This is a genomic window from Bacillus sp. TE8-1 (assembly GCF_008368855.1).
Classification (GTDB): Bacteria; Bacillota; Bacilli; order Bacillales; family Bacillaceae_G; genus Bacillus_A; species Bacillus_A cereus.
In genome coordinates this window covers 42,306-53,937 of the sequence record NZ_QPET01000008.1, presented here as the reverse complement: position 1 = coordinate 53,937, position 11,632 = coordinate 42,306, and the positions used below count along the sequence as shown (strand labels likewise).

Below are 11,632 nucleotides of genomic sequence, written 5' to 3'. Positions count from 1 at the left end.
TTTTTAGTAATTATCCATTACCAAAATTATTTATTATTTTATTACTGTTAAAAATATAGAGAATGAATTAAATAAAAAATTCATCGTTCATAACAAGGTATACAATCCCCCCTATTTAGAAGTTACTAAAAGGAATTCTATAAAAAAATTTAACTTACTACGAGAAAAATTTCCTTATTTTCATACAAAAAACATATGATAAAAATTTATCTAAAAAATTAAAATAATCAGAATTTTTTACAGTAATTTAATTAAAGACAAATATTAAAACTCATATCAAGTTACAGATAACGCTACTACAGCACATAATTAAGAAAATGAATAAGTAATGATAACTATTGATATATATCTGAGGAATCTAATTTAACGTATTCCCCGAAAGAATTCTCCTTCCTCAAGCGTGTGAAGGGCGTAGCCCAACGATAGGTGGGAGATGAATTTCGGTTTGGCATAGCCAAAAACTTTTGATAAACTAGCTATATGAAGTTCTTTGATAACTTGATATAGAAAGTTGCAGGAAGAAAATAGAGTGCGAAAACCAAGCCATTCGGTTCCTGCGTAAAATATCAACCGTACCAAAAAAGCATCCATGCGTTGAACATCTAGGGGTGGAACACCCCAAAGTAACGCTCAGGGAGACGAAAAGTTAATTTCGTCGTGGAACTGAGAAGCTCCCACTTCAAGCTTTGCTAAATGGCGAGTAGTTCACAACCTCAGTTAACGTATCATTTATTATTGTTGTAATTTTTTTCACATTGTTATTTATAAAGAAATGATTTCCTTCCAAATTATAAATCTTAAAATTTCCACAAGTATGCTTCTTCCAACCAATTATGCCTTTTAGACTAATTAAATCTTCTGTTCCGTTTAATACAGTAATATCGCATGTGATTTTGTCCGCTTTTTCTTTATATTCATATGTTTCAACTATTTTAAAATCATGTTTTAGTAAAGGAATGAAAAATTCGAACAATTCTTCGTTACGAATTAATTCTTCTGGTGTTCCCCCTAATTCTATAACTCTATTTTTAAACTCGTTATTTGGTAAATTATAAGTTATCTCTTTCTTTTCCCTTTCACTCGGTGCTTTGTATCCAGAAAAAAAGATATGCTTGGGTTTCTTGAATCCCATTCCTATTATTTTATAGTATAATTCATACGCTAATAGGCTCCCCATACTATGTCCATAAATTGCATAATCTTCCTCACATATTTTATCCCGAATATTATCAAAGATGTCATCTACCGCTTCTTCTAAGCTATTATAAAATGGTTCATTGAATCTTTTCCCTCTTCCTTTTAACAGTACTGGACATAGATTTATAGATGGGGTTAGATAATCACCCCATTTATAATATAACGCTTCGGATCCTCCTGCATAAGGCAAACAAAATAACATCATTAAAATGCACCTCTATCTGATAAAAGTTTGTAAAAATCATTAATAATAATATCTTGGTTAATCTCTGTTATATTACTAGAAATTTCTTCATTTAATGAACATACAGCCATTTTGTATTCTAACTCTACATCAAAAATCGCCATTGAATAAGAATTACTCTTTTCTCTATTATCGGAAAGTATACGAACAGCTTTGTGACTATCTATATTAATAGAAAATGATTTTAGTGACATTGATAATCCGCTTCCATAGCATTTAATATAACTCTCTTTCAATGTCCATACCTCATAAAACTTTCTCAATTGATAATTAACATCACCTTTTTGTATATAAGCATATTCACTATCACAGAAAAAACTTTTTGCTATTTCTTCGTATTCAATATGTTTTATTTGTTCAATGTCAATTCCAACAGGGTTATTACTAATTGCACATACTACAAATTCTCCCGAATGTGAAATGTTAAAGTAATAATTCGGATACCCCTTTAAATAAGGTTTTCCATAATGATTTTTCCCCCATACTATTCTTTCATTACCGATTTTAAGCTTTTTATTTGTTAGAGTCCTTACTAGTAATTCACCAATCAAGGTTCTAATTTTATCTTTTTTATTAATAAGTTTTTTTATTCTATATCTTTTCTCTTCATCTATCCACGAACAAGTTTTTTCTAATTTTCGATCATTTATATCTTTAATTTTGGTAACAAAAATTTCCATAAAACCCCTCACAAATCCTAGTTAAATTAATTGATCAACTACAATTATTCGAGCGTTATGCTAACTGATTTTTCTACTTTCATTAATCGTGGAATGCTAATCATGTAAAAAACTCCTACAAATATTAAACATCCGCCAACTATCCAAAAAAGAGTTTCAACTGCAAGAATACCTGGGTAAAATCCAGCAATAAAAAGTAAGGTTAGTGACTGTGAGAGCATCATCAAAGGATTAATACACCCGTGTACTCTTCCCATCATTTTTGGATTTACTATTTTCGGAATCCAACCTCCAATAGCTACATTAATCATCGGAAGTGCTAGGGCAACTATGCCTGTACAAATAACATACAGCCAAACTGTATTGACTAATGAGCTCAAAATAGTCGCTCCTCCTCCAATAAACAAAGCTAAAATTAGTAAATGATAAAGCTTTATTTTTTGAGAAAGTATAGATGCTATAACACTACCAAGTAAAATCCCTATACCAAAGACTATACTTAATATAATTGAAACTTCTTCATAGTTTCTTGGGGCTAGTTTGTATTTTAAAATAAATACCTGCATCACTGAGAGCCCTCCATTTAAAATTCCAAAAACTATAAATCCGGAGATAAGTGTAAGTAACAAGTTGTGGTTCAAAATATAACGTATTCCCTTCACAAAATCCTTCATTACAATTGAAATGTTCAAATCCTTGATGTTATGTTTTCCGTTTGGCATTCGAATTTCTTCTGACATTCTACAAGATTTTATAAGAAGAGCACTAATAAAAAAACTAATTGCATCAATTAAGATTGCACCATAAATACCGATTACCCAATAACAATAAATCCCGATACCACTACCAAAAAGCATAAACAAACTTGTAACCATCTGATTCAAACCAACTGCAGTAGCATAATCATCTCTTGTTAAAACACCTTGTACAAGGGATGATTGCGCGGGTGTAAAAAAGCTCTTTACCATACTTCTTAAAAATAACAGCGCAAATGCTACTGGCATCCAGTTTAGAAAAAGAGACCACAATAATAAAAGCGATAATATAGAACAAATCCAATCACAATTTTGAGCTATTTTTTGTCGATCAATCCTATCAGTAACTACACCAACAAGAAAAAATACTACTAATGTGGGCAAAGACAACATCAACTCCGTAATAGTAGCATATGCAGGTTGGTGCGAAAAACGATTTAAAAAATAAAACATAAGTGCAGTTAAACCAATTGTACTACCCATTTGTGAAGTAAAAGATGCAAAAAATAGCCTCGAGTAATTCCCATTTTGAAATATAACTAAAATTTTCTTCATAAGGACTCCCCATTTAATTTGACTTAATTCTAATTATTCAGATTTTAACGCCTTTGCTATGTTTGAAACGTAGAATATCTAAATCCCTAACGTTCATGGCAGTTCCTGTGGTTAGAGCCTAACACACTACTTTAAGAAATAATTTGCCACTAGGATTTCTATCGCGAATTACACGTCCAAATGTACACTACCACTCATTAAATTGTATAGTTTTTTATTCTGATATTCATAATCCAAACATAACTATCCAAAATCATCCTCCTTTTGATATGCAGTTTATTTTCTCTAACTTTCCACGCTGCATTCTAATACTACCTTATATTGTAATCAAAATAATAAACGAATTATTTTCTCAAGTTGCCAAAATCACTAATAAATCATATTTATTAGTGATTTTGACAACTTGATTTCTCCTCTAAAAAACGTAATATTACTGTAAATTGTTTTCAAAAAAATAATTATGTATATCCACAATTATTACAAAAAGGAATGAACACCAATGTTATCCTATCCCTTATAACTGTTTTAACTTAAGTATGAAATTCATTTTTGGAGTGAAAATGATGTGGGGTATGTCTATGAGGTTTAGTCTTCCAAAAAAATTGTAATGAGTAAATTCTTACCAAGAAAACGTTATTCGTATTTATGATACATATATAAACCATATTTTTACTCAGTTATTCTAGGGCAATTGAAGTGGCAAGTTTAAGCCACTTCAATTGTCCTAGAAATGTTGCATCTTTATCTAACATCAAATTAACAATATAAGCAAAAAGCTACTTATAATTCAGATGTTTTTCCTTAAAAATTTTTTGATTTATCTTTTGCAGGTAAAATGTAGTTTTCCCCTTTTTCATATATAGAAAGTATTCTTTTCAAGAAAGTAACTTTTGGTACTAACCAATAAGCAATTATCGCTGAAACAATCCCTAATATAGCACCTGTTATAACATCGAAAGGATAATGAACTCCTACCCAAATACGAGAAATGGCTACACAGAATGCAAGTGTAATCCATAGCCAACCAATCTTTTTATGAACAAGCCAAAATGAAAAACAAATTGAAAAGAATAAAATTGTATGGTCACTTGGAAATGAATTATCAACAGCATGCTCTACCAATTTATTAACATTGGGTAACTCTGCAAATGGTTGATAATTTGAATGTAACTTTCCTGCTATTTTCCCGATAACCTCAGCAATCACAAAAGCAATCATCGCTTGAACAACCATCATTCGATTTTGGTTAGATCGAGTAAACCAATACACTACAATAATTAAAGCTAAGAAATATACCATATATTCTGCCACGAACGTCATAGTAGAATTGAGAAATGGGTACTGTTTACCTAAATCGTTAACGGCTCGAAAAGCATCAATATTGAACTGAGAAAAAGACATTTTCAAACTCCTCCTTACCATATATATAAATCAAACGCTAATTAAAATTTTTTAATCTACTTTTTGTTACTACCTAATAGTTTTAGATGGTCCCATTTTATTATTCTTAATGAATATCTACCTTTTTAAAATATGAAATCAATAATACTAATCCAATAATAGATGTTCCGAATATACCTATATAGGAGTACTCGGGAGGATAAGTGGGCTGAAGCGTATTTCTTGAGATATCACCTGCTGCTGCCCATGGAAACAATCCTCTATGTTCTGAATTTGCTGTCATTAAATTAATCATGGTTATTACAACTGTAAATACAATGGTCGGTACGTAATTCTTAAGTACAATTGTTAAAAGTATGATTGGTGTTGATAAAATAAAAAGCAATAATCCACCTATCAAAAACTGTACAAAAGATTCCCTTATTAAGGATGAACTTAGTCCATCAAATTGAAATATTATCCCTAATAATAATGTTAATCCCCATGCTACAAAAGTTAACATCATAATCCACGAAAATAGAAGTAGGAATTTACTTATAAGAAAATTCATACGTGATACAGGTATAGTTAATAAATTCTTTAATGTATCTTCTGTATATTCCCGAATAAATAGGTAGGCGGTTACTACCCCATATAGTGGTACTCCTATTATTAGAACAGTATATAAATTTACTTCACCAAACAATTGACTAAATACAATAGTAGGAGTAGGATGTTTAGTTTTTAAGCTTACAAATGATGCTACTACTACCATAAAAGGTACTACCGATGCACCGAGAATACTAATTAAGAACATATGGGATCGTTTTAACTTTAATAATTCTGTATATAACAGATTAACCAATTGTTCCACCTCCAACTAATTTTGTGAAGTAATCTTCTAATCTGTCTTCACTCATCAAGATTTTCAAAACCTGAATATCATTTTGTACAAATATTTTATTAATATCTCCTTGTTGCCCAAGTTTAGAATAAACGCGAATAATCCCCTCATTATGAACTTCATAATCAAAAATACCAAAGTTTTTCTCTAAGATTTTTGTAGCTTTATTGTCATTCGATACTTGAAACTCAATATATTTGCGATTCTTTTTTCTAAGGCTGTTAAATTCGATTTCCTCTAAGAGCTTACCTTCATGAATGATCCCCATATGATCTACTAACTGTTCTATTTCCGATAAAATGTGGCTGGATATTAATAAAGTAATTTTTCTTTCTTTAGCTAAATTTTGTATCAATCTTCTAATTTCCTTAATTCCTATTGGGTCCAAACCATTAGTAGGCTCATCTAATATTAGTAATTCTGGGTAATGAAGAAGAGATCTAGCAATCCCTAATCTTTGCTTCATCCCTAAAGAATATTTACCCACAAGCTTTTTAGTTTCATGTTGCAATCCCACGATTTCTAACGCTTCATCAATTGCATTTTTTTTGTGTATCCCAATAATTTTTGCATTAATTAGTAGATTTTCCCGTGCTGTAAGATTCTCATAAAATCCAGGAACTTCAACAATAGACCCAATTCTTTTAAGGATTTCTTTTTGATTTTTTAATAAATCTTCTCCAAATATTTCAATCTTTCCATGGGTGGGCTTTATCAATCCTAATAACATCCTAATTGTAGTCGTCTTCCCTGCACCATTTCGACCTAAAAAGCCGTAAATTTCTCCTTGATTTACGGTTATATTAAGATTATCCACTGATTTCTGATTGCCATAAATCTTTGTTAAATTTGTAGTCTTTATTATTGCGCTCATGTAAGAACACCAACTTTCTTGTATGCTTATGTTTTTAGTATAGAAAGCAAATTTTAAACCGGGCTTAACTATTTCTTAACTATTTCTTAATTATGAAATTAACTATTCATCATTAACTCCATCTTGCTCCCTTGTACAATAAAGATAACCCCACTCTCCTTTGACTTTGATATAAGTCTCATCTATATGCCAAGTATAGTGTGCAAATTTGTTTTTCTTTTTCCAAATCTGATTAACATCAGGGTATGTTACAATTACTTGACCTTTATGTAATAAGTCTTCAAACACTACTATTTCTCTTTCTTGCTGTTTAGTACCAATGAAAGTAATGGCTAGCTTTACAAAACCTTTTTTCTTTTTCAGTAAACTTAGTCTCAACAGTTACTTCTTTACCCTCAATTAATAATTGAGGGTAATTAGTATACAATTGTTAAATAGAAAAAAGAAGACGTGAAATTCAAAATTTAACGTATTCCCCGAAAGAATTCTCCTTCCTCAAGCGTGTGAAGGGTGTAGCCCAACGATAGGTGGGAGATGAATTTCGGTTTGGCATAGCCAAAAACTTTTGATAAACTAGCTATATGAAGTTCTTTGATAACTTGATATAGAAGGTTGCAGGAAGAAAATAGAGTGCGAAAACCAAGCCATTCGGTTCCTGCGTAAAATATCAACCGTACCAAAAGAGCATCCATGCGTTGGACATCTAGGGGTGGAACACCCCGAAGTAACGCTCAAGGAGACGAAAGGTTACTTTCGTCGTGGAACTGAGAAGCTCCCACTTCAAGCTTTGCTAAGTGGCGAGTAGTTCACTGAATAAACTATTTGAATATTAATTCTTTAAACGAGAAGAGCCCTCCAAATAGGACGGCCCTTCTTTATTTCACATATAAATAGGCTTGCTTACAGTAATTTTTTGTATAGGACTTTTTCTTAACACATATACTATTTTTGAACCTGTTTACCAATACGCGTCCTGTTGGTATCTTGAATTCCTCCTAAAAGGGCGGCAGTTACGACTGCATGTCCTTTTTATTTATATTGGTGGCTTTTATCTACCAATATAGATACAGACTAACAAATGCAATATTACATATTAATCTCTTTCCAGATGATGTTAGAATTTCTTATGTTGTTTATTCCATAGTAGAGTTATGGTTTCTTATCTAATTCATCAATATGTGAGTGAGCTTTTTACCAACAAGAAAAGACACTCTGAAAAATTGACCTATAATCCTAAAATTTCTACAATCTGACGAGCTTTAGCATTCTCAATATAATAGTGCATCTCTAAACCTCTTCTATCTGCACGGAGTACGATTCCTTTTAATTTTGCTAAATGTTGTGAAACAGTGGACTGTGGAAGTCCTAATATTTCTGTTAACTGTGTAACATTACACATTTTATGATGCATTAATTCACTTATGATTTTTAATCGAACCGGATGCGACATTACCTTTAATACATCTACATCTTCTTCACGGATTTTAGCTAGATCACTATTAGATATTACTGTTAACATTTCGCATTCTCCTTTATCATTAATTTCTATTCTCCTATTATCCCTATAAGTAACACTTATAGATAATTACTATTTGTCCTGTTGAGAAAATATATTCTTTTTTTAATACAAAAAGGACATCTATCCTGAAAACATTTTTTTCTGCTTCAATGAATGGATGTCCTCTAATATCATCATCAAACACATTTCTTCTGTATTTCACGACTAACACAAGGTGATAATACAACAAGAATACTGAATGGTCATTTATATACCAGCCTTTATCATTTATAAGACTGATGAGGCAAAATAAAAAGGAAAAACTTTTGGCTACGCCAAACCGAAATTCATCTCCCACCTACCGTTGGGCTACGCCCTTCACACGCTTGAGAAAGGAGAATTCTTTTGGAAAATTCGTTAAAATTTCACGTTCGATTGTACAGTTCAAATTCCTTTTCTAACGAATACAAAATTTGTCAGGCATACAGCTAACAATCAATGTTCTTTTTTATTCGTATAGTAAATTCTTTGTAAATCCTCAATTTCATTTCACATCAGTATTAAGGTGAAATAAAATTGGAATAAAGAAAAAACCTTGCATTCCGACAAAATTGCAAGGTTTTTCGCTAAGTTCCAGTGCAGCCTTTCTATTAACCACCAGTGTTTCCATTTGAGTATTGCGTCACTTCTTGTGTTACTATTGAAGTTTCTTTTTGAATATTTGCACTCGCTAAACTAAAAATAGGAGTGCTCGTATTTATTTTCGTCTATTCCTTTTCTGGCCAAATTTTCGCGTTTGGTTCTAATAACCACTTGTGGTCTTCCTCCATGATACGATCATTCCATGGGTTATTCTCAAGGTGCCGAATCATCCAACAAAAATACATTGCATATCCAGGTGCAGTTGCTTGTGGGTGGTCTAGCTCACCTGGAATTGTAATAAAGCTATTATGTACAACGCGATAAGCGTCCTCACCTACCATTGCACATCCAAATCCCTGTGGCTTGTTAAAGCGATAATAATATACCTCTGGTTGGTCATGATGATGCGGTGGGTAACTGGACCATCGCCCTGGATAAGAAATAACTTCTCCTACTACCAGATTAGAATATGCTGCATTGTTATAGTCAAAAATCGTACGAATAACACGCTGCGCTGTTCCCTCCCATACGCCTTCTCCAGCTACAACACTTTGACACTCATTTGGATTATACAACTTGGACGCAAATTCTTGGTCATTATCTGTTTTTTGGACAAGCACTTCACTATCTGAAAGAGCAGTAATTGTAACCTTCACATTTTTAGCCACATGTAAACACCAAGGATTTTCTTCAAAAACAGACTGCCTTTGAATAACTTGTTCCATTCCATCCCACTCTAAACGTATTGCCCCTTCTAGTAAAAGTACTGCCGTTTCATTCTTATTATCAAATAACAACTCTTCTTTTCCATTAGACATCTTATATATACCTATATCCATTAACATATCACTGCATTGACCGTTCATTTCTGTTAATACATTATACCCTTCATTTAATTTACCTAATTTACCTAACATGATGTTCTCCCCCTTTTTTTTATGGCTAATCTATCATTCTCTACCTTTGTCAGCTAACTAAATAATGAAGAAAGCTTTTCTGGTTGTGCTTTGTTTTCACTTCCGAAAATGAGCATATGATTTTTAACGTTTTCGTATGCGGACTCAATTACATCTTGATGATACGTAAAGTAATCTGAATAAGGAGTATTTAGGACAGCAGCGTTAACCGCAGAAACTATATTCTGAAACGTCGCTGTTGCTACATTAATTTTTCGAACACCATGTTGAATACATTGCTTGAAATCCTCTGGGCTAATGCCAGACCCACCATGTAATACTAAAGGAATATCGACTATCCCATTAATCTCCTGCAAGCGGTCTAATCGTAAATCAGGGTCTCCATTGTACATCCCGTGCGCATTTCCAATCGCAACAGCTAACGCATCAACATCTGTTTCTTCTGCAAATCTTTTTGCTTCTTTAGTACTTGTCAGCATCATTTCAATATCTTCTGATCCGTCCTCACTACCACCTACTCTGCCAATCTCAGCCTCTACTGTCGCTCCGTACTGTTTCGCAAGCTCCACAACTTCTTTTGTCCTTTGGATATTCTCTTCTAACGGATAGTGAGAGCCATCAAACATAACCGAACTAAAACCAATTTCTAATGTCTCTTTAATTTTTTCAAACGTCATACCGTGATCAAAGTGAACTGCTACTGGAACAGTTGCTTTTTTCGCTGCAGCTACCATCAAAGGGCCAATCATATGAATTGGCGAATGATTCAAACGAACTTCCGCAATTTGTAGAATAAGCGGCGAATGTAACTCTTCTGCTGCTTGAATAGCTCCCATTACCATTTCCATATTAGCGACACTGAAAGCTCCAACCCCATATTTCTCTTGATTTGCCTTTATTAAAATATCTTTCATTTGAACTAATGGCATTACATACTCACCTATTTCAATATTATTTATTAAATGTAAAATCAACCTTCTCGTCTTTTTATTCCTTTTGTAAAAAAGACCTGTTGATTGTCATATCATTAACTTAGGGATAATCTCAAAATGCGGAAATTAAAGACGTGCTTTTTCTTGTATAAATTTTCGGGCCTTTAATGCGTATTCAAAAGGATTCGCTAAAGCTGGGTCTTGCTCTGCTTCTACCACAAACCATCCTTTATACTCAGAGTTCGCAAGGGTAGTAAACACTTCATCAAATACAATTACGCCATCTCCAGGAACTGTAAATGCACCATTCTTCACTGCCTGCAAGAAGCTTAAATTGTTTTCCTTTACAGCATCTACTACTTCCTGGCGAATATCTTTTAAATGTACATGTTTAATACGAGGTAAATATTTTTTCAAAACATAAAGCGGCTCTTCTCCTGAAAAAACAAGATGACCTGTATCAAAAAGTAGGGATACAAGCTCTGGATTCGTCATATCCATTAACTTTTCAATTTCTGCCGTTGTTTGAACACCCGTACCCATATGGTGATGGTATACAATATGCAGCCCCTTTTCCTGAGCTAATTTACCGAGGTGATGTAACCCATCCGCTAGCTTTTCCCACTCTTCTTCTGTAAAAACAGGCTTATTTTTAAATAGTGGTACATCCATTAAACCTTGAATACTATGCCCTTGCTCTGAAACAACGATGACTTTTGCACCCATGTCATGCAAGAAATCCCTATGCTTAATAAATTCTTCTACCGTCTCTTCAATCGGCTTCGTTGTTAAAAACGTACTAAACCATGCACTAGCAATCTCCAAGTTTCGTAATTCCAAAGATTTTTTTAATACAACTGTATTTCTCGGGTATTTATTCCCTACTTCACTTCCATTAAATCCAGCTAGTGCCATCTCACTAATACATTGTTCAAACGTATTTTCTGCTCCTAGCTCCGGCATATCATCATTTGTCCAAGCAATTGGTGCAATTCCAAGCTTAATTGTATTTTCTTTGAACATCCCCTTGTCTCTCCTCTTTACAAAATGTGAT

General features: G+C 32.9%; 10 protein-coding genes and 3 pseudogenes. All 13 read right to left on the bottom strand.

The genetic code is table 11. The features are described 5' to 3' along the window. Positions 1 to 679: 679 nt before the first annotated feature. Complete coding sequence (locus DN404_RS06495) at positions 680 to 1,402, bottom strand: thioesterase II family protein (RefSeq protein ID WP_149214867.1); 723 nt, start codon at positions 1,400 to 1,402, stop codon at positions 680 to 682. Further along, on the bottom strand, positions 1,402 to 2,121 hold the full coding sequence (locus tag DN404_RS06490) for a 4'-phosphopantetheinyl transferase family protein (RefSeq protein ID WP_149214866.1): 720 nt from the start codon (positions 2,119 to 2,121) through the stop codon (positions 1,402 to 1,404). Before DN404_RS06490 ends, DN404_RS06495 begins: the two co-directional genes overlap by 1 nt. Before the next feature lie 44 nt (positions 2,122 to 2,165). Continuing rightward, on the bottom strand, positions 2,166 to 3,431 hold the full coding sequence (locus DN404_RS06485) for an MFS transporter (protein ID WP_016118422.1): 1,266 nt from the start codon (positions 3,429 to 3,431) through the stop codon (positions 2,166 to 2,168). Positions 3,432 to 4,232: 801 nt separating this feature from the next. Beyond that, positions 4,233 to 4,832 carry an undecaprenyl-diphosphatase gene (locus tag DN404_RS06480; RefSeq protein ID WP_088362860.1) on the bottom strand — a complete coding sequence of 200 codons (600 nt, stop codon included), beginning with the start codon at positions 4,830 to 4,832 and terminating at the stop codon, positions 4,233 to 4,235. 106 nt (positions 4,833 to 4,938) lie between these two features. Continuing rightward, positions 4,939 to 5,676: an ABC transporter permease gene (locus DN404_RS06475; protein WP_000247702.1), complete on the bottom strand. Its 738-nt coding sequence runs from the start codon at positions 5,674 to 5,676 to the stop codon at positions 4,939 to 4,941. After that, positions 5,669 to 6,589: an ABC transporter ATP-binding protein gene (locus DN404_RS06470; protein WP_001273092.1), complete on the bottom strand. Its 921-nt coding sequence runs from the start codon at positions 6,587 to 6,589 to the stop codon at positions 5,669 to 5,671. Before DN404_RS06470 ends, DN404_RS06475 begins: the two co-directional genes overlap by 8 nt. A 114-nt stretch (positions 6,590 to 6,703) precedes the next feature. After that, positions 6,704 to 6,820 (bottom strand): annotated as a pseudogene (locus tag DN404_RS30435) (DDE-type integrase/transposase/recombinase); the annotation flags it as partial. After that, positions 6,815 to 6,995 (bottom strand): annotated as a pseudogene (locus tag DN404_RS30900) (VaFE repeat-containing surface-anchored protein); the annotation flags it as partial. The pseudogenes DN404_RS30900 and DN404_RS30435, both read right to left, overlap by 6 nt. An 819-nt stretch (positions 6,996 to 7,814) precedes the next feature. Further along, a complete protein-coding gene (locus DN404_RS06455) occupies positions 7,815 to 8,108 on the bottom strand; it encodes an ArsR/SmtB family transcription factor (RefSeq protein WP_048535942.1) in 294 nt (97 codons plus the stop codon). A gap of 166 nt (positions 8,109 to 8,274) precedes the next feature. After that, positions 8,275 to 8,358: pseudogene (locus DN404_RS06450) on the bottom strand (transposase); the annotation flags it as partial. 496 nt (positions 8,359 to 8,854) lie between these two features. Further along, positions 8,855 to 9,646 (bottom strand): 5-deoxy-glucuronate isomerase, encoded by a 792-nt coding sequence (locus DN404_RS06445; protein WP_149214864.1) that lies wholly within the window; start codon positions 9,644 to 9,646, stop codon positions 8,855 to 8,857. Between the two features lie 53 nt (positions 9,647 to 9,699). After that, positions 9,700 to 10,575, bottom strand: coding sequence for a class II fructose-bisphosphate aldolase (locus DN404_RS06440; protein ID WP_149214863.1), 876 nt, complete (start codon positions 10,573 to 10,575; stop codon positions 9,700 to 9,702). A gap of 129 nt (positions 10,576 to 10,704) precedes the next feature. Then, complete coding sequence (iolE, locus tag DN404_RS06435) at positions 10,705 to 11,601, bottom strand: myo-inosose-2 dehydratase (RefSeq protein ID WP_149214862.1); 897 nt, start codon at positions 11,599 to 11,601, stop codon at positions 10,705 to 10,707. Positions 11,602 to 11,632: the final 31 nt, after the last annotated feature.

What these genes read in the sequence shown, in the direction of transcription:
- DN404_RS06485 (WP_016118422.1), bottom strand. Translation starts at nt 3,431, where the DNA reads ATGAAGAAAATTTTAGTTATATTTCAAAATGGGAATTACTCGAGGCTA.
- DN404_RS06480 (WP_088362860.1), bottom strand. Translation starts at nt 4,832, where the DNA reads ATGTCTTTTTCTCAGTTCAATATTGATGCTTTTCGAGCCGTTAACGAT.
- DN404_RS06440 (WP_149214863.1), bottom strand. Translation starts at nt 10,575, where the DNA reads ATGCCATTAGTTCAAATGAAAGATATTTTAATAAAGGCAAATCAAGAG.
- DN404_RS06455 (WP_048535942.1), bottom strand. Translation starts at nt 8,108, where the DNA reads ATGTTAACAGTAATATCTAATAGTGATCTAGCTAAAATCCGTGAAGAA.
- DN404_RS06490 (WP_149214866.1), bottom strand. Translation starts at nt 2,121, where the DNA reads ATGGAAATTTTTGTTACCAAAATTAAAGATATAAATGATCGAAAATTA.
- DN404_RS06495 (WP_149214867.1), bottom strand. Translation starts at nt 1,402, where the DNA reads ATGATGTTATTTTGTTTGCCTTATGCAGGAGGATCCGAAGCGTTATAT.
- DN404_RS06470 (WP_001273092.1), bottom strand. Translation starts at nt 6,589, where the DNA reads ATGAGCGCAATAATAAAGACTACAAATTTAACAAAGATTTATGGCAAT.
- DN404_RS06445 (WP_149214864.1), bottom strand. Translation starts at nt 9,646, where the DNA reads ATGTTAGGTAAATTAGGTAAATTAAATGAAGGGTATAATGTATTAACA.
- iolE (WP_149214862.1), bottom strand. Translation starts at nt 11,601, where the DNA reads ATGTTCAAAGAAAATACAATTAAGCTTGGAATTGCACCAATTGCTTGG.